Below are 18,074 nucleotides of genomic sequence, written 5' to 3' on the forward strand. Positions count from 1 at the left end.
ACTGTTGACGATGCGCGTCGCATACCGCGCGTTCATCCCAACAATCCCGATTCTACAGGTTCCGCCTGGCTGAGGGGCCGCGTGCGTCCTCGCCGCGCACCGGAGGACCCATGACCGAGACCACCGCGTCCGTCCCGGACGCCGCCACCACCCGCCCGGGGCACGCGCCGATCGGCCGCGCGCTGCGGATCTTCGCCTGGCTGTCCTTCCTCGCCGAGGTGACGATCATCGCCACGGGCGGCGCGGTGCGGCTGACAGGCTCGGGACTGGGCTGCTCGGAGTGGCCGCTGTGCACGCCCGAGTCTCTGGTCCCGGTCTACGAGGTGCAGGGCGTGCACGGGATGATCGAGTTCGGCAACCGCCTGATGACCGGGGTGGTGGGGCTGCTCGCGCTGGCCGTGCTTCTGCTGGTGTGGCGGATGCGGCGCGAGCGCCGCGACCTGTTCGCCCTCGCGCTGGTGGTGCTGCTCGGCGGCATCCTGCCGCAGGCGGTGGTCGGCGGCATCATCGTCTGGACGGGCCTGAACCCGTTCATCGTCGGTTTCCACTACGTCGCCTCGCTGCTGCTGGTGTGCGTCACGGCAGCGTTCCTGGTCCGGATGAACACCGCACCAGGCCCGCGCGAACGCGTCGTGCCGTCCTGGTTCGCCGCGCTCACCCACGTCACCGGCCTTGCGCTGGCCGTGACGATCGTGTTCGGCGTGCTCACCACCGGGAACGGCCCGCACTCGGGTGACGCGGACGTGATCCGCACCGGCTTCGACGCCACCGTGCTGGCGCACGTGCACTCCTGGCCGGGCTACATCCTCGCCGGGCTCGTCCTGGTGCTGCTGGCCGCCGCGCTGCGGCTGCGCCTGCCGGTGGCCCGCTGGCTCGTCGTCCTCGCCGCCGCGATCCTGGTGCAGATCCTCGTCGGGGTGTGGCAGGCGCGGGAGGGACTGCCACCGGTGCTGGTCGGCGTCCACATGGTGCTCGCGGCGCTGTCCGCCGCGGCGTACACGGTCGTGGTGCTGAACCTCAAGCGCCCGGTCGCTCCGGCCTGAGCATCAGGAGACCGGGCTTCGGGTCAGAGCGGCAGCAGCGGGTCGACCGCGACGGCGAGGAAGATCAGCGTCAGGTACGTGATCGAGGCGTGGAACACCCGCATCGGGCGCGCCTCGGTGCCGTGCACGGCGCGGTTGTAGAGGCGGTGCGACTCGTAGATGAACCAGCCGCCGACGACCAGGGCGGACACCGTGTACACGATGCCCATGCCGGCGACCGGGACAAGCAGCAGCGAGCAGGCGACCGTCGCCCAGGCGTAGAGGATGACCTGCAGGCCGACCTGGGGTGCGGAGCGGGTGACGCCCAGCATCGGCACGTCCACGTCGTCGTAGTCGTCCTTGTACTTCATCGACAGCGGCCAATAGTGCGGCGGCGTCCACAGGAACACCAGCACGAACAGCACCAGCGGCGGCCAGTCCAGCGACCCGGTCACGGCGCTCCAGCCGATCAGCACCGGGAAGCATCCGGCGATCCCGCCCCAGACGATGTTCTGCTCGGTGCGCCGCTTCAGGATCATCGTGTAGATCACGACGTAGAAGAAGATCGCCCCCGCCGACAGCGTCGCGGCCAGCCAGTTCGTGGTGAGCCACAGCCAGAGCGTGGAGACCACCGCGAGCACCCAGGAGAACACCAGGGCGCCCCGGGGCGAGACCTCGCCGGTGACCAGGGGCCGGTTCTCGGTGCGCTTCATGTGCACGTCGATGTCGCGGTCCAGGTACATGTTGAAGGACGCAGCGGATGCGGCGCTCATCGCCCCGCCGATCACGGTCGCCAGCACGAGCCACAGGTTCGGCAGGCCGCCCGCGGCGAGGAACATCACCGGGACGGTGGAGACGAGGAGCAGCTCGAGGACTCGCGGCTTGGTGAGGGCGATGTACCCGCGGATCTTCTGACCGATCGAGTGCCTCGCCTCGATGGTCTGCGACGTCGTGGTGATCGCGATCCCCTCCTCCTGCGCGCGCCCGGACACTCCTCTCAGTCTATGGCACCGGGCGTGTCGGACCGCGTTCCGGGGGTCCTCCGATCCATGGCGAAACGCGGCGCTGCGACGGAGTCGACCCCGCTATGCTGAAACCCACTCGCGCGCCCGCGCTGTGCACCCCCCTCCGTGACGACGCGGATCCCGCGCATCGAATACGGGCGCCTTCGATTGCGTCAGAAGGAGCATGGCCGTGACGGAACTGCAATGGGATGAGATCGACCGGCGCGCTGTGGACACGGCGCGGGTGCTGGCGGCGGATGCGGTGGAGAAGGTCGGCAACGGCCACCCGGGCACCGCGATGAGCCTCGCACCGGCGGCCTACCTGCTGTACCAGCGGGTCATGCGCCACGACCCGGCGGACACCGACTGGCTGGGGCGGGACCGGTTCATCCTGTCGGCGGGGCACTCCTCGCTGACGCAGTACGTGCAGCTCTACCTGGGCGGTTTCGGCTTGGAGCTCGACGACCTGAAGGCGCTGCGGACGTGGGGCTCGAAGACCCCCGGTCACCCGGAGTACGGCCACACCAAGGGCGTGGAGATCACCACCGGCCCGCTCGGCCAGGGCCTGGCCTCGGCGGTCGGCTTCGCCTACGCCGCCCGCTACGAGCGCGGCCTGTTCGACCCGGACGCGGCGCCGGGTGAGAGCCCGTTCGACCACTTCGTGTACGTGATCGCCAGCGACGGCGACCTGCAGGAGGGCGTGACCAGCGAGGCGTCGTCCCTGGCCGGCCACCAGCAGCTCGGCAACCTCATCGCGATCTACGACTCGAACCAGATCTCGATCGAGGACGACACCGACGTCGCGTTCACCGAGGACGTCGCAGGGCGCTACGAGGCGTACGGCTGGCACGTGCAGACCGTGGACTGGAAGAAGTCCGGCGAGTACGTCGAGGACGTCGCCGAGCTGTACGCCGCGATCGAGGCGGCGAAGGCCGAGACCGACCGTCCGTCGCTGATCGTGCTGAAGACGATCATCGGGTGGCCCTCGCCCGGCAAGCAGAACACCGGCAAGATCCACGGCTCGGCGCTCGGCGCCGACGAGCTGGCCGCGACGAAGAAGGTGCTCGGCTTCGACCCGGCGCAGTCCTTCGTGGTGGCCGACGATGTGATCGCGCACACCCGCGCCCTGGCCGAGCGCGCCGCCGCGGCGCGCGCCGAGTGGCAGACCGCGTTCGACGCATGGGCGGAGGCGAACCCGGAGCGCAAGGCGCTGCTGGACCGTCTCGAGGCCGGCGAGCTGCCGGAGGGCATCGAGGACGCCCTGCCGGTGTTCGAGGCCGGCAAGGAGGTCTCCACGCGCGCCGCATCCGGTCAGGTGATCAACGCGCTGGCGGCGCAGCTTCCCGAGCTGTGGGGCGGATCGGCCGACCTCGCCGAGTCGAACCTGACCACGATCAAGGACGCCCCCTCGTTCATCCCCGCCCAGTGGTCCACGCACGAGTGGTCGGGCGACCCGTACGGCCGGGTGCTGCACTTCGGCATCCGTGAGCACGCGATGGGCGCGATCGTGAACGGCATCGTGCTGCACGGCCCGACCCGCGCGTTCGGCGGCACCTTCCTCATCTTCAGCGACTACATGCGCCCGTCGGTGCGCCTGGCCGCGCTGATGAACATCCCCTCGATCTTCGTGTGGACCCACGACTCCGTCGCCCTCGGTGAGGACGGCCCCACGCACCAGCCGATCGAGCAGCTGGCCTCGCTCCGCGCGATCCCGAACTTCACGGTGGTCCGCCCGGCGGATGCGAACGAGACCGCCGTGGTGTGGCTGGAGATGCTGCGCCGCCAGGCGGGCCCGGCCGGCATCGCCCTCACCCGGCAGAACATCCCGGTGTTCGAGCGCGGCGACGGCGACGCCGCCGGCGAGACCCTCGCCGCCGCCCGCAACGCCGCGAAGGGCGCGTACGTCCTCGCCGAGGCGCCGGGCGGCACGCCGGACGTGATCATCATCGCCACCGGCTCCGAGGTGCAGCTCGCCGTCGCCGCGCGCGAGACGCTCGCCGCCGAGGGCGTGAACGCGCGCGTCGTGTCCGCGCCGTCCCTGGAGTGGTTCGCCGAGCAGGACGAGGAGTACCGCGAGTCGGTGCTGCCGAGCGCGGTCACCGCCCGGGTGTCCGTCGAGGCCGGCTCCCCGCTCACCTGGCGCGGCATCGTCGGCGACCGCGGCCGCTCCGTCGGCATCGACCACTTCGGCGCCAGCGCCGACTACAAGACGCTGTTCCAGAAGTTCGGCGTCACCACGGAGGCCGTCGTCGAGGCCGCGCGCGAGACCATCGCAGCGAACGCCCCGCGCGAGACCACCACGGCGAACGCCGCCCACTGACCGAGAAGGAGCATCCCCCCATGAGCACTCCCACCGCACAGCTGGCGGCCGCCGGCGTCAGCATCTGGCTGGACGACCTGTCCCGCACCCGCATCGCCTCCGGCAACCTGCAGGAGCTGATCGACACCCGCAACGTCACCGGGGTGACCACGAACCCGACGATCTTCGCGAACGCGATCACCAACCCGGACGACACCTCCTACGACGCGCAGGTGCACGAGCTCGCCGCCTCCGGCGCCAGCGCCGTGGACGCCGTGTTCGCCGCGACGACACAGGACGTCACCGCGGCGCTGGACGTGTTCCGCCCGGTCTGGGAGGCGACGAACCACGTCGACGGACGTGTGTCGATCGAGGTCTCCCCCGACCTCGCGCACGACACCGAGGGCACCATCGCCCAGGCCAAGGAGCTGTGGGACCGCATCGACCGCCCGAACCTGCTGGTGAAGATCCCGGCGACGAAGGCGGGCCTGCCCGCCATCGCGGCCTCCATCGGCGCCGGGGTGAGTGTGAACGTGACGCTGATCTTCAGCCTGGAGCGGTACGCCGAGGTGATCGACGCGTACCTCACCGGTCTGGAGACGGCGAAGGCCAACGGCATCGACCTGTCCACGATCCACTCCGTCGCCTCGTTCTTCGTCTCCCGCGTCGACACCGAGACCGACAAGCGCCTCGACGCGATCGGCACCGAGGCGGCCCTCGCCCTGCGCGGCAAGGCCGGTCTGGCCAACGCCCGGCTCGCCTACGAACTGTTCGAGAAGGAGTTCGCGACCGACCGCGCCAAGGCGCTCCTGGACGCCGGCGCCAACCTGCAGCGCCCGCTGTGGGCGTCGACCGGCGTGAAGGACCCGGCGCTGCCGGACACCCTGTACGTGACCGAGCTCGTCGCCCCCGGCGTGGTCAACACCATGCCGGAGAAGACCCTCGAGGCCACCTTCGACCACGCCGTCATCACCGGCGACACGGTCACCGGCCGCTACGACGAGGCGCGCGAGGTGTTCGCGGGACTCGCCGAGGTCGGCGTCGATTTCGACGACGTCACCCAGGTGCTCGAGGACGAGGGCGTCGCGAAGTTCATCGACTCCTGGCACGGCCTGCTCACCACCGTCACCGAGGGCCTGGAAGCCGCGCGATGACCGCCGCGGTCCACGTCTCGGGCGTGCCGAAGACCGCGATCGACGAGCTCGTCCCCGGACTGGTCACCGAGCTGGTCGCCTCGCGGATCACCGCCGGGGATCCGACCCTGTGGGGTCCGGATGCCGAGGCCGAGGCATCCGTCCGGCTGGGCTGGGTCGAGGCGGTGTCGGTGTCGCGACCGCTCGTGCCGGAGATCCTCGCCCTCCGCGGCGAGCTGCGCGCGCGCGGGGTGGACCGGGTGGTGCTGGCCGGGATGGGCGGGTCGTCCCTGGCGCCCGAGGTGATCGCCCGCACCGCGGGCGTGCCGCTCACCATCCTCGACTCGACCGCCCCGGCGCAGGTGCTGGCCGCCCTCGACGAGGACCTGCAGCGCACGGTGCTCGTGGTGTCGTCGAAGTCCGGTTCGACCGTGGAGACGGATGCGCAGCGCCGGGCGTTCGAGGCCGCGTTCGCGGACCTCGGCATCGATCCGGCCGAGCGGATCGTGGTGGTCACCGACCCGGGTTCGCCGCTGGACGCGGAGGCGCAGCAGGCCGGATACCGCGTCTTCCACGCCGACCCCGCGGTGGGCGGGCGCTACTCGGCGCTGACCGCCTTCGGCCTCGTCCCGGCGGGTCTCGCCGGCGCCGACATCGCCGAGCTGCTGGACGAGGCGGAGGCCTCGATGCTTCAGTTGGCGGTGGATTCGGCCGAGAACCCCGCCCTGCGGCTGGGCGCCGCGATCACCGGAATCCCGCCGCGCCGCGACAAGCTCGGCCTGGTGCCCGACGGCACCCACATCGAGGGCCTGCCGGACTGGATCGAGCAGCTGATCGCCGAGTCCACCGGCAAGGCCGGCACCGGCATCCTGCCGGTCGTCCTGCTGCCGGTATCCCCCGAGCTGGAGAGCCGCCCGGCCGACCTGCAGATCGTGCGGCTCGTGGACGACGCCGACGAGTTCCACCTCACCGAGCGGCATGAGGGCGAGATCCTCGTCAGCGGCACCCTGGGCGCGCAGTTCCTGCTCTGGGAGTACGCCACCGCGATCGCCGGGCATCTGCTCGGCATCAACCCGTTCGACCAGCCCGACGTCGAGTCGGCCAAGGCCGCGGCCCGCGGCCTGCTCGAGAAGCAGCCCGAGCCGACGCCGCCGGCGTTCGTGCAGGACGGCATCGAGGTGCGCGTGTCGGACCCGGCCCTGGCCGCATCCGGCACCGTCGAGGGCGTGCTCGACGCACTCTGGGCGCAGCTCCCCTCGGACGGCTACGTGGCCGTCCAGGCGTACGTCAACCGCCTGGAGATGGGCCAGCTGCAGGGCCTGCGCGAGATGATCGCGGCCGACTCCGGACGTCCCACCACCTTCGGCTGGGGCCCGCGCTTCCTGCATTCGACCGGTCAGTACCACAAGGGCGGTCCGGCACAGGGCGTGTTCCTGCAGATCCTGGAGCGCACCGACGTGGATCTGGAGATCCCCGGCCGCCCGTTCACGTTCGGGCGGCTGATCGAGGCGCAGGCCGCGGGCGACGCCGCGGTCCTCGCCGCGCACGGCCGTCCCGTCGTCTCGCTCACGATCACGGATGCCGCGGACGACATCCTCGCCCTCTTCGAAGCCGCCCAGTAACCCCCTCCCCTGGAGACATCCCCCACCGATGACTGCCCCCATCTCACGCGGACACAACCCGCTCCGCGATCCCGACGACCGCCGGCTGAACCGCATCGCCGGCCCCAGCGCGCTGGTGATCTTCGGGGTCACCGGCGACCTGTCCCGCAAGAAGCTGATGCCCGCCGTGTACGACCTCGCCAACCGCGGGCTGCTCCCCCCGGGCTTCGCCCTGGTCGGGTTCGCCCGCCGGGAGTGGGAGGACCAGGACTTCGCGCAGGTGGTGTACGAAGCCGTCAAGCAGCACGCCCGCACGCCGTTCCGCGAGGAGACCTGGCAGCAGCTGCTGCAGGGCATCCGCTTCGTGCAGGGCACCTTCGACGACCCCGCGTCGTTCGCGCACCTGCGCGAGACGGTCGAGAAGCTCGACGTCGAGCGCGGCACGATGGGCAACCACGCGTACTACCTGTCGATCCCGCCGAAGGACTTCCCGCTGGTCGCGAAGCAGCTGAAGGACTCCGGCCTCGTCGGCGACGACAGCGCGGACGACACCTGCTGGCGGCGCGTCGTGATCGAGAAGCCGTTCGGCGACGACCTGGAGTCGGCGCGGGCCCTCAACCGGGCGCTCGAGGTGGCCTTCCCGGCCGACTCGATCTTCCGCATCGACCACTACCTCGGCAAGGAGACGGTGCAGAACATCCTGGCGCTGCGCTTCGCGAACGAGCTGTACGAGCCGCTGTGGAACCGCAACTACGTCGACCACGTGCAGATCACGATGGCCGAGGACATCGGCGTCGGCGGGCGCGCCGGCTACTACGACGGCATCGGCGCCGCGCGCGACGTCATCCAGAACCATCTGCTGCAGCTGCTCGCGCTCACCGCGATGGAGGAGCCGATCAGCCTGTCCGCCGAGCACCTGCGCGCCGAGAAGGAGAAGGTGCTCGAAGCGGTGCGGCTGCCCGACGACCTGTCCCTGGCGACCGCGCGCGGCCAGTACGCCGGCGGCTGGCAGGGCGGCGAGAAGGTCAACGGCTTCCTCCAGGAGGAGGGCATGGACCCGCACTCCCGCACCGAGACCTACGCCGCCGTCAAGCTCGACATCGAGACGCGCCGCTGGGCCGGCGTGCCGTTCTACCTGCGCACCGGCAAGCGCCTCGGCCGCCGCGTCACCGAGATCGCCGTCGTCTTCAAACGCGCCCCCGAGCACCTTTTCGGCCGCGGGCAGAGCTCGGAGCTCGGTCAGAACGCCCTGGTGATCCGGGTGCAGCCGGACGAGGGCGTCACCATCCGGTTCGGCTCGAAGATCCCCGGCAGCGGCGCGAACGTGCGCGACGTCACGATGGACTTCGGCTACGGGCACGCCTTCACCGAGGCGAGCCCGGAGGCGTACGAGCGCCTCATCCTGGACGTGCTGCTCGGCGATCCGCCGCTGTTCCCGCGGCACGAGGAGGTCGAGCTGTCCTGGAAGATCCTCGACCCGATCGAGGAGTACTGGGCTTCGCTGCCCGGCGGCCTGGAGCAGTACGCTCCCGGCTCCTGGGGACCGGCATCCGCCGACGCCCTCCTTGCCCGCGACGGACGAGTCTGGAGACGCCCGTGATCATCGACCTTCCCGACACCACCGTGAGCCAGGTGGCCAAGCAGCTCGTCAAGGTCCGCGAGGAAGGCGGCGCGGTCGCTCTCGGCCGCGTGCTGACGCTGATCATCGCGGCCCGCAACGGCGTCGCGGAGGCGGCGATCGACGCCGCCAACGACGCCTCGCGCGAGCATCCGATGCGCGTGATCGTGCTCACCGCGGGCGACGGCGACGCGCGCCTGGACGCGCAGATCCGCGTGGGCGGCGACGCCGGCGCGAGCGAGGTGGTGGTCCTCCGCGCGTACGGCGAGGCCGCCAGCAACGAGGAGAGCCTGGTCACCGGCCTGCTGCTGCCGGACGCGCCGGTCGTGGCGTGGTGGCCGGAGGAGGCGCCGACGGACGTGTCGGCCTCGCCGCTGGGCCGCATCGCGCAGCGCAGAATCACGGATGCCGCGACCTCACCCGACGTTCGCGATCGCCTGGCGCTGCTGGGGAAGACGCACGCCCCCGGCGACACCGACCTGGCGTGGACCCGGCTCACCCACTGGCGGGAGCAGCTCGCCGCCGTCCTCGACCAGCCGCCGTACGAACCGGTCACCGGGGTGGAGGTCCGCGGCGCCGCGGCCTCCCCGTCCACCGCGCTGCTCGCGGCCTGGCTGCGGCTGGCGCTCGATGTGCGGGTGCGCTGGTCGTACGAGGACCCGGAACACTGGCAGGAGGGCATCAAGTCGGTGCGGCTCACGCGAGCCAGCGGCGACATCCTGCTGGAGCGGCCCGTGCCCGGGGTGGCGGTGCTCACCCAGCCCGGGCAGCCCGATCACGAGCTGCACCTGCCACGACGGACGCTGCGTGAGTGCCTCGCCGAGGAGCTGCGCCGTCTGGACGCGGATCTGCTCTACGGTCGAGTCGTGACAGAGGGATGGGAGCGGCTCGGGCCGCCGGACCGGGAGGCATGACAGCAGTGAAAGTCCAGGGGTCGACGAAGACCGTCGTCGTGGAACCGACACCGGAGGCGCTCGCCGCACGGGTCGCGGACCGTTTCCTCACCCGGCTGCAGGCGCGCACGCGCAACGGACGGACCGCGCACATCTGCCTCACCGGCGGATCGATGGGCGCCGCCGTACTGGCCGCCGCGCTCGGTGACCCGCGGCTGGAGGGGATCGACTGGTCCCGGGTGCACTTCTGGTGGGGCGACGAGCGGTTCGTTCCGCTCGACCACGCGGACCGGAACTCACGGCAGTCGCGGGAGGCGCTCCTGGACCGCATCCCGGTGCCGGCGGAGAACATCCACGAGGTCGCCTCTCCCGACGACGGCGTGTCCCTGGAGGAGGCGGCGGCCGCCTACGCCGCCGAGCTCGCCCGGTTCGGCACCGAGCGGCATCCGTGGCCCTCCTTCGCGGTGTGCTTCCTGGGTGTCGGCCCCGACGGCCACATCGCCTCGCTGTTCCCCGACCGGCCCGAGGTGACCGTCACCGACGTGGCGGCGCTGCCGGTGCGCAACTCCCCCAAGCCGCCGCCGGAGCGGGTGACGCTGACCCGTCCGGTGCTGAACGCGTCCAAGCGGGTGTGGCTGGTGCTCACCGGCGCCGACAAGGCATCCGCTCTCGGGCTGGCGCTGGCGGGCGCGAGCTACGCCAGCGTTCCGGTCGCGGGGGCGAAGGGGCGCCGGCGGACGGTGTTCTTCGTGGACGAGGCGGCGGCGGCCGAGGTGGCGCCCGACCTCATCGACCGGGACTACTGACGGGTCTCGTCCGGCTTGTCGCTGCCGCGGCGCAGGCCGAGCTCCTGGCTCTCGCTGAGGATCTGCGGATGGAACCTGGCCAGCCCGAACACGCCCCAGATCGCCGCCGCGCCGGTGACGATGAACAGCACCACCACCCACATCGGCGCCGCCGAGGCCTCGCCGAGCACCAGGGCGCCGATGAGGACCGCCACGATCGGGTCGATCACGGTGAGCCCGGCGATGACGAGGTCCGGCGGGCCTGAGCTGTAGGCGGTCTGCACGAAGTACGCCCCCGCGGCGGCGGCCGCGATGAGGGCGATCACGCAGACCACGGTGATCCAGTCGAAGTTCCCGGCCTGGATCCGCTTGATCGCGGCCTTCGCGAGCGTGGCGACGAAGCCGTACAGGATGCCCGCGCCCGTGACGTAGAACAGCGCGCGCATGCGGTGGCGCAGGATCAGCCAGCTCGCTCCGAGCAGGATGATCACCAGCAGCAGGATCGTCAGGATCACGAACAGGTCGATGTCGCTGATCTCCCGCTCCTTGGCGTACAGCGCCGCCAGCGAGACGAACAGGAAGATGCCGCCGATGCAGGCGCCGATCGCGATGAGCGAATGCCGGGTCGGGGCGTGGCCGGAGATGCGCGCGTTCAGCAGCGTCGTGATCACCAGGGCGACGGCGCCGAGCGGCTGCACGACGATCAGCGGGGCCACCGCAAGGGCGCTGAGCTGGCACAGGATCGCGAAGCCGAGCATGAGGGTGCCCACCACCCACGACGGGCGCCGCAGCAGACCCTTCAGCTGGGCGCCGCTGAGGCCGGTGGTGCCCTCGGTGCCGGTGAGCCGCTCGACCTTCTCCACGCCGCGGTGCTGGTACTGCGCGCCCAGCGACATGAACACGGCGCCGGCGAGGGCGAGCGGGATGCCGAAGAGGAGCCCGGGGTTCTGGAAGACCCCGACCAGCTCGTCGCCCATGTTCGAGACGACGCCCCCTGCAAGACTCACAGTACGACCCTACCCGCCGCCGGCCGCCCAGTAGGGTTGTGGCGTGGCTGTTCTTCCGATCCGCATCATGGGCGACCCGGTGCTGCACGCACCCGCGAACGAGGTGGGCGAGATCACCGACGAGATCCGCACGCTGGTCGCGGACATGTACGAGACGATGGATGCCGCTCCCGGCGTCGGGCTGGCCGCCCCGCAGGTGGGTGTGCCGCTGCGGATCTACGTCTACTCGTACGTGGACGACGAGGAGCGCCCGTGGCGCGGGGAGATCATCAACCCGGTGCTGTGGATGAGTCCGCCCGAGCCCGGCTCCCCCGACCCCGACCTGGAGTCGGAGGGGTGCCTGTCGTTTCCGGGCGAGCGGTTCCCGCTGCGGCGCGCGGACCGGGTCCTCGTGACCGGAACGGATCTGGGCGGCAACGCCGTGCGCATCGAGGTGGACGGATGGCGCGCGCGCATCATGCAGCACGAGTTCGACCACCTCGACGGCATCCTGTACGTCGACCGGCTGTCCGACGGCGACTGGAAGACCGCGCAGAAGATCGCCCGCAAGCGCGGCTGGGGCCGGCCCGGCGCGAGCTGGATGCCCGGAGTGGACGATCTGGAGGGCTGAGCCCCGCCGGTACGCGAAAGGGCCCGTCCAGCTGGACGGGCCCGTGGTGGCTCCCCGGCTTGGACTCGAACCAAGAACCTATCGGTTAACAGCCGATTGCTCTGCCAATTGAGCTACCGAGGAAAGCGCCCGCCGCGGCGGGCAACTCCCCAAGCTTAGCAAACTCCGCGGCGCTCTCAGAAACCTGCGGCGCATGCCGGGCGTGGCGCGTCAGCGGCGCGAATCGTGCTCGGTGTTGGGGGTCCAGGCGAGGTTGCGGCCGGTCCCGCGGGCGACCACGTGGCCGGCGCGGAGGATGAGCGCCTCGGCGTCGAGCTCGCGGATGAAGTCCGCGTCGTTGGTGACCAGAAGAGCCGCCATGGCGCGCTCCTCGCGGCGACGGGTGATCGCGTCGAACACCACCGGGCGCACCTCCAGGTCGAGATTGGCGAGCGGCTCGTCGGCGATCAGCACGTGCGGGTCGAGCATCAGAGCACGGGCGATCGCGACCCGCTGGCGCATGCCGGCGCTCAGCTCGTACGGGAACTTCTCGGCCGCCCCGAGCGGCAGGTGCAGCTCGTCCAGCAGCGACGCCACCCGGATCGACAGCGCCCTGGCGTTCACCCGCCGCTGCCGCGACGTGATCGGCTCGGCGATCACCTCACCCACGGTGAGCCGGGGCGGGAGCCCCGCTCCCGCCCCCTGCGGCAGATACCCGGCCAGCGCGGTGAGCTGCCGGAGCCGTCGCCCAGGCCGCCGGACGTCGACCCCGCACACCACGGCGCGCCCGCCGGCGACCTTCACGGAGCCGTCGGCGTGACCGGACAGCGCGGTGACGAGGGTCGACTTCCCCGACCCCGTGGGACCGGCGACACAGAGCAGGTCTCCCGGCGGCAGGGTGAACGTGACGCCGTCCACGGCACGGGTCGCACCGCCGTGGCCGATCCGGTCGATGACGAGGTCCGAGCAGACGATGGCGGGGGCATCGGGCATGCCTCCATCCTGCCGTGCGTCGCGCACCGGCGGGTCAGGACTCGGCGAACTGCAGTCGTTCCGCGTCGATGTCGCGCAGCCGCATCCGCAGCGCCCGCCCGCCGTCCGAGTCCGCCGGCACGCGCTGCACGGCCGCGAGCAGCTCGTGCTTCTCCCGATCCATGTCGCGCAGGATCAGGCGGCGGCACAGCCCCGTCGCGGACGCGACGGCGCCCTCCTCGTCCCGCGCCGGGAACGGCATCATCAGCAGCTCGCCGGCGAGCCCGCGGAACGGCTCGCGCACGGCATCCGCGGCCTCCGCCGCCCAGCCCACCCGGGTGCGGTCGGGCACCGCCGCGACCGCCTCGCGCACCGCCTCGAGCGCCGGATGCCGGAACGGCGGCGCCAGCGCCCGCGAGAGCAGCCCGGGGTCCACCCGGTGCCCGTACTGCAGCACCCCCATCAGCGCGTCGCGCTCGAGGGCGACGTCGGGATTCCGCGGCAGGTCGGCGATCCGCACCCGCGCGGGCGGCGCGTCGGAGACTCCCGGCCCGCCCGGCACGCCCGGTGCGCCGGGGATGCCCGGTGCGCCAGGGTTGCCGGGTGCGCCGGAGCCGCCCGGCCGCGCGGGTGCGGATACGGTCGGGTCGCGGCGCTGCGACTGCCTGCCCGCGCCGCGCTCGCCGGCGCGCGCGGCGCGGCGCACCTCCTGATGCACCGCGACCGGGTCCATGCCGAGCCGGCGGGCGAGCACCCGCTCGTACCCCGGCCGGAGCAGCTCGTCCCGGATCTCGGCGACGATCGGGGCCGCGGCGCGCAGCGCGCCGACCTGCCCCTCCACGGTGGCGAGGTCGTAACCGGCGAGCTTCCGGTCGAGGGCGAACTCGAACATCGGCACCTTCGCGTCCAGCAGGGCGCGCACCGCGGCATCCCCCCGCTGCAGCCGGAGATCGCACGGGTCGAGACCGTCCGGAGCGACGGCGACGAAGGTCTGCGCGGTGAACCGGGAGTCCTCGCTGAACGCGCGCAGCGCGGCCTTCTGCCCGGCCTCATCGCCGTCGAAGGTGAACACGACCTCACCGGCCGCGGAGTCGTCCCCCATCACGCGCCGCAGCACCTTGATGTGCTCGGCACCGAACGCGGTGCCGCACGTGGCGATCGCGGTGGTGACCCCGGCGAGGTGGCAGGCCATCACGTCGGTGTAGCCCTCCACGACGACCACGCGGCGGGGGTCGCCGCGGGCGATGTCGCGCTTGGCGAGATCGAGGCCGTAGAGCACCTGCGCCTTGCGGTAGATCGGCGTCTCCGGCGTGTTCAGGTACTTCGGGCCCTGATCGTCGTCGTACAGCTTCCGTGCGCCGAAGCCGATCGTCTGCCCGGTGACGTCGCGAATCGGCCAGACCACCCGGCCGCGGAACCGGTCGTACACACCGCGCTGCCCGGTGGAGACCAGGCCGGCGGCGCTGAGCTCGTCCCGCGTGAAGCCCTGCGCGGTGAGCGCCTTCAGCATCCCGTCCCAGCCGCGGGGCGCGTACCCGACGCCGAAGTGCGCCGCCGCACCGGCGTCGAAGCCGCGCTCGCCGAGGAAGCGGCGCGCGGTCTCGGCCTCGGGGCTGAGCAGCTGGGCGCGGAAGAACTCCACGGCGGCCGCGTTCGCGGCGTACAGCCGGCTGCGGCCGCTCGTCTCCGGAGCCGCTCCCCCGTCCTCGTAATGCAGCGAGTACCCGATCCGGCCGGCCAGCCGCTCGACCGCCTCGGTGAAGCTGACGTGGTCCATCTCGCGCAGGAAGGAGTACACGTCGCCCGAGGCGCCGCATCCGAAGCAGTGGTAGAACCCGACTTGCGGGCGGACGTGGAAGCTGGGGCTCTTCTCGTCGTGGAACGGGCACAGCCCCTTCAGTGACCCGACCCCGGCGGACTTCAGCGCGACGCGTTCGCCGACGATGTCGGCGATGTTCGTGCGCGCCTTCACCTCGTCGATGTCGGCCTGCCGGATGCGGGGCATCAGGTCACCCCTTCGCCGACCATCCGCGCCTCCGCGCGCGGCTTCGCCCCGGGCCGGGCGTGCCGCGGGCTCCAGATGCCCACCTCGGCCGGATCGATCTCGCCGACCAGGCGGTTGTGCCAGTCGACCGCGGTCTGATCGGTGAGGCTGGCGACCTGGTCCACGACGACGCGCGCGCGTTCGGCATCCGTCGTCGCGGCGAGGAAGTCCGCGGCGAACGCGGGCTCGAGCACGTCCGCACCCGCCGACCACAGCGCGTCCGTCGACCACAGCGCGTCGGCGAGGCGCTTGAGCACCCGGCGCTGCTCCTTGTACACGCCCTTGCGGGCGTCGATCGTGACGATCGCCTGCCCCATGATGCCCTTCAGCACCGCGATCTCCGCCTCGACCACGCGCGGCACGACGACCTGCGCGTCGTACCGCGCCAGGCTCGCCCCGGGATAGGCCTCGCGGGTCGCCGCCACAGCCGCGCGGGCGAAGCGGCCGATGAGGTCGCTGGTGAGGTTCTTCAACCGCGCCAGGTCACGGCGGGAGCGGTCGAAGGAGCGCAGCCACATCGGCTGGCAGGTGAGCCGGTACAGGGCGTCCGCCAGCTCGTCGCGGGTGAAGTCGTAGCCGACCCACTGCTGGATGCGCCCGATCAGGTGGTGATGCTCGACGGGGTCGGCCAGCTGCGCGGCGTCGAGGTACCCGTTCACGATCGCGTCCTCGAAATCGTGCACCGAGTACGCGATGTCGTCGGACAGGTCCATGATCTCCGCCTCGATGCAGCGCAGGCGCCCCGGCGCCCCCTCCCGCATCCAGCGGAACACCGCCTCGTCCTCGGGGTAGACGCCGAACTTCAGCCGCCCGCCCGGATCGGGCATCGGGCTGTCCACGGTCCACGGGTACTTGCAGGTGGCGTCCAGGCTCGCCCTGGTCAGGTTCAGGCCGACGGAGTGCTCCTCGTCGTCGAGGACCTTCGCCTCGAGCCGGGTGAGGATCCGCAGCGACTGCGCATTGCCCTCGAAGCCGCCGATGTCCTCGGCCCACTCGTTCAGCGCGCGCTCGCCGTTGTGCCCGAACGGCGGATGCCCGAGGTCGTGGCTCAGGCAGGCGGTGTCCACCACATCGGCGGACACGCCGAGCGCCATGGCGAGCTCGCGACCCACCTGCGCCACCTCCAGCGAATGCGTGAGGCGGTTGCGGGCGAAGTCGGCGGTGCTGGCGGGGCTCAGCACCTGCGTCTTGGCCGCCAGCCGCCGCAGCGCGGCCGAGTGCAGCACCCGGGCCCGATCGCGGGAGAAGTCGTCCCGCTCCGAGCGGTGCGTCTCGGCGAAGAAGCGCTCGGCGTCGTGCGGTCCGTACCCGCCGGCGCGGCCGGGGGCCGCCTGCGGGTCAGCCGCCACTGTTCTCGACCTCGGCGCCGCGCATCATGTCGCAGGTCTCCCCCGCCACCTCGCGCGAGTCCAGCCAGCCGTCCGGCAGGGCGGTGCGCTTCGGCGAGCCTGCCCGCCCGCGCTGTCCCTCGGCGGCCGCGCCCGGGTAGGGGGCGTCGCCGAGCGTGCCGAGCAGGTCGTCGATCTCCTGCAGCGTGGACACGCGGGCGAGCGCCGCGCGCAGGTCGCCGCCGACCGGGTAGCCCTTGAAGTACCAGGCGACGTGCTTGCGGATGTCCTTGCAGCCGCGGTCCTCGTCCTCGAAGAACTCCACGAGCAGCTCGGCGTGCCGGCGGAACGCGGCGGCGACGAACTGCAAGGTGGCGTCGACGACGGGCGCGGACGAGGAGGACGCTTCGATGGACTCGGCGTTCGCGGGGCCGAGGGCGGCGGCGAGCTCGCCGAAGAGCCACGGCCGGCCCAGGCATCCGCGGCCGACGACGACGCCGTCGCATCCGGTCTCGGCCATCATCCGCACCGCGTCATCCGCCGACCAGATGTCGCCGTTGCCGAGCACCGGGATCGAGGTGACGGCCTCCTTCAGCTCGCCGATGGCGTTCCAGTCGGCATGCCCCGAGTAGTACTCCGACGCGGTGCGCGCGTGCAGCGCGACCGCCGCGGCGCCGGCGTCCTCCGCGGCGCGGCCGGCGTCGAGGAAGGTGAGGTGGTTCCGGTCGATGCCCTTGCGCATCTTCACGGTGAGCGGGATGTCGCCGGCGGCCTTCACGGCGCGGGAGACGATGTCCGCGAACAGCGACGTCTTCCACGGCAGCGCCGCTCCCCCGCCCTTGCGGGTCACCTTCGGCACCGGGCATCCGAAGTTCAGGTCGATGTGGTCGGCGCGGTCCTCGGCGACGATGATGCGCACGGCCTCGGCGATGGTCGCCGGGTCGACGCCGTACAGCTGGATCGAGCGCGGGGTCTCGCTCTCGTGATGCTGGATGAGCCGCATCGTGATCGCGTTGCGCTCCACCAGTGCTCGCGAGGTGATCATCTCGCTGACGTACAGGCCGGCGCCGTACTCACGGCACAGCCGGCGGAACGCGGTGTTCGTGATCCCCGCCATGGGTGCCAGGACCACCGGCACGTCGAGATCGATCGGGCCGATGCGGAGCGGGCGGGCGGGGGCGGTGGCGATGGTCATCGTCTCCATTCTCCCAGACCCGGGAGGGTTTCCGGCCAGGCCTCCGGCGGCTGTGGAGACGCCTAGGCTGTGGATATGACCGACATCCCGATCAGGCAGATCCCGTACCGCGACGCGCAGGGCGCCGAGACCCGGCTCGACGACCTCGGCGCGGACGTCGTGCTCGTCGTGAACGTCGCCTCCCGGTGCGGCCTCACCCCGCAGTACGCGCAGCTGGAGCAGCTGCAGCGCGGCTACGGCGATCGCGGGTTCACGGTCGTCGGGTTCCCGTGCAACCAGTTCCTGGGCCAGGAGCCGGGATCGATGGAGCAGATCCTGGACTTCTGCTCGACGACCTACGGGGTCACCTTCCCGGTGAACGAGAAGGTGAAGGTGAACGGCCGTCACGCGCACGAGCTGTTCCAGGCGCTGAAGCGAACCCCGGACGCCTCGGGGAAGGCCGGCCGGGTGGAGTGGAACTTCGAGAAGTTCCTGGTGCTGCCCGACGGCGAGGTGCGCCGTTTCCGGCCGAAGCAGCGCCCGGACGACCCCGAGATCGTCGGCGCGATCGAGCAGGCGCTCGCGACGGTGCGCTGAGGCGGACC

Annotated in this window: 15 protein-coding genes and 1 tRNA gene; 9 read left to right on the forward strand and 7 right to left on the reverse strand. The window is 71.8% G+C overall.

Features of this window, described 5'->3' with window-relative positions; genetic code table 11:
* Positions 1 to 110: 110 nt before the first annotated feature.
* Positions 111 to 1,043 (forward strand): COX15/CtaA family protein, encoded by a 933-nt coding sequence (locus JRG78_RS07105; RefSeq protein WP_259606037.1) that lies wholly within the window; start codon positions 111 to 113, stop codon positions 1,041 to 1,043.
* A gap of 23 nt (positions 1,044 to 1,066) precedes the next feature.
* Here the strand turns inward: JRG78_RS07105 and JRG78_RS07110 are convergent, their stop codons facing one another.
* Positions 1,067 to 1,981: a heme o synthase gene (locus tag JRG78_RS07110; RefSeq protein WP_432806451.1), complete on the reverse strand. Its 915-nt coding sequence runs from the start codon at positions 1,979 to 1,981 to the stop codon at positions 1,067 to 1,069.
* A gap of 235 nt (positions 1,982 to 2,216) precedes the next feature.
* Between JRG78_RS07110 and tkt the strand changes: the two genes are divergently transcribed.
* From tkt to pgl, 6 genes are read left to right on the forward strand one after another with little or no spacing between them, the layout of a single operon-like run.
* The gene (gene tkt / locus JRG78_RS07115) at positions 2,217 to 4,346 is read left to right on the forward strand and encodes a transketolase (protein ID WP_272653249.1); all 2,130 of its coding nucleotides are present in this window, start codon (positions 2,217 to 2,219) and stop codon (positions 4,344 to 4,346) included.
* Between the two features lie 20 nt (positions 4,347 to 4,366).
* Positions 4,367 to 5,479: a transaldolase gene (gene tal, locus JRG78_RS07120; RefSeq protein WP_272653250.1), complete on the forward strand. Its 1,113-nt coding sequence runs from the start codon at positions 4,367 to 4,369 to the stop codon at positions 5,477 to 5,479.
* Positions 5,476 to 7,080, forward strand: a complete 1,605-nt coding sequence (locus JRG78_RS07125) for a glucose-6-phosphate isomerase (RefSeq protein ID WP_272653251.1) — start codon at positions 5,476 to 5,478, stop codon at positions 7,078 to 7,080. Before tal ends, JRG78_RS07125 begins: the two co-directional genes overlap by 4 nt.
* 28 nt (positions 7,081 to 7,108) lie before the next feature.
* Positions 7,109 to 8,659 (forward strand): glucose-6-phosphate dehydrogenase, encoded by a 1,551-nt coding sequence (zwf, locus tag JRG78_RS07130; protein ID WP_259606041.1) that lies wholly within the window; start codon positions 7,109 to 7,111, stop codon positions 8,657 to 8,659.
* Positions 8,656 to 9,591: a glucose-6-phosphate dehydrogenase assembly protein OpcA gene (locus JRG78_RS07135; protein WP_259606042.1), complete on the forward strand. Its 936-nt coding sequence runs from the start codon at positions 8,656 to 8,658 to the stop codon at positions 9,589 to 9,591. The genes zwf and JRG78_RS07135 overlap by 4 nt, the downstream gene beginning before the upstream one ends.
* The gene (pgl, locus tag JRG78_RS07140; protein ID WP_259606043.1) at positions 9,588 to 10,376 is read left to right on the forward strand and encodes a 6-phosphogluconolactonase; all 789 of its coding nucleotides are present in this window, start codon (positions 9,588 to 9,590) and stop codon (positions 10,374 to 10,376) included. Before JRG78_RS07135 ends, pgl begins: the two co-directional genes overlap by 4 nt.
* Here pgl and JRG78_RS07145 read toward each other — a convergent pair.
* Positions 10,370 to 11,332 carry a multidrug DMT transporter permease gene (locus JRG78_RS07145; RefSeq protein WP_259608156.1) on the reverse strand — a complete coding sequence of 321 codons (963 nt, stop codon included), beginning with the start codon at positions 11,330 to 11,332 and terminating at the stop codon, positions 10,370 to 10,372. The two genes, pgl and JRG78_RS07145, sit on opposite strands and share 7 nt — an antisense overlap.
* Positions 11,333 to 11,405: 73 nt before the next feature.
* Between JRG78_RS07145 and def the strand changes: the two genes are divergently transcribed.
* Entirely contained in the window at positions 11,406 to 11,972 is a 567-nt protein-coding gene (gene def / locus JRG78_RS07150) for a peptide deformylase (RefSeq protein WP_259606044.1), read from the forward strand.
* Positions 11,973 to 12,019: 47 nt separating this feature from the next.
* On the opposite strand, the gene JRG78_RS07155 is transcribed toward def, so the two are convergent.
* From JRG78_RS07155 to dusB, 5 genes are all read right to left on the reverse strand, one after another.
* Positions 12,020 to 12,095: transfer RNA gene (locus JRG78_RS07155), tRNA-Asn, on the reverse strand.
* Between the two features lie 87 nt (positions 12,096 to 12,182).
* On the reverse strand, positions 12,183 to 12,944 hold the full coding sequence (locus tag JRG78_RS07160) for an ATP-binding cassette domain-containing protein (RefSeq protein ID WP_259606045.1): 762 nt from the start codon (positions 12,942 to 12,944) through the stop codon (positions 12,183 to 12,185).
* A gap of 34 nt (positions 12,945 to 12,978) precedes the next feature.
* Positions 12,979 to 14,928 (reverse strand): DNA primase, encoded by a 1,950-nt coding sequence (gene dnaG, locus JRG78_RS07165; RefSeq protein WP_259606046.1) that lies wholly within the window; start codon positions 14,926 to 14,928, stop codon positions 12,979 to 12,981.
* Complete coding sequence (locus JRG78_RS07170) at positions 14,928 to 16,316, reverse strand: deoxyguanosinetriphosphate triphosphohydrolase (RefSeq protein WP_259606047.1); 1,389 nt, start codon at positions 16,314 to 16,316, stop codon at positions 14,928 to 14,930. Before JRG78_RS07170 ends, dnaG begins: the two co-directional genes overlap by 1 nt.
* Positions 16,306 to 17,490: a tRNA dihydrouridine synthase DusB gene (dusB, locus tag JRG78_RS07175; protein ID WP_259606048.1), complete on the reverse strand. Its 1,185-nt coding sequence runs from the start codon at positions 17,488 to 17,490 to the stop codon at positions 16,306 to 16,308. The genes JRG78_RS07170 and dusB overlap by 11 nt, the downstream gene beginning before the upstream one ends.
* Before the next feature lie 75 nt (positions 17,491 to 17,565).
* Between dusB and JRG78_RS07180 the strand changes: the two genes are divergently transcribed.
* Entirely contained in the window at positions 17,566 to 18,066 is a 501-nt protein-coding gene (locus tag JRG78_RS07180; protein WP_259606049.1) for a glutathione peroxidase, read from the forward strand.
* The last annotated feature ends 8 nt before the right edge of the window (positions 18,067 to 18,074 follow it).

This window comes from Microbacterium sp. EF45047 (assembly GCF_028472845.1).
GTDB classification, from domain to species: domain Bacteria; phylum Actinomycetota; class Actinomycetes; order Actinomycetales; family Microbacteriaceae; genus Microbacterium; species Microbacterium neungamense.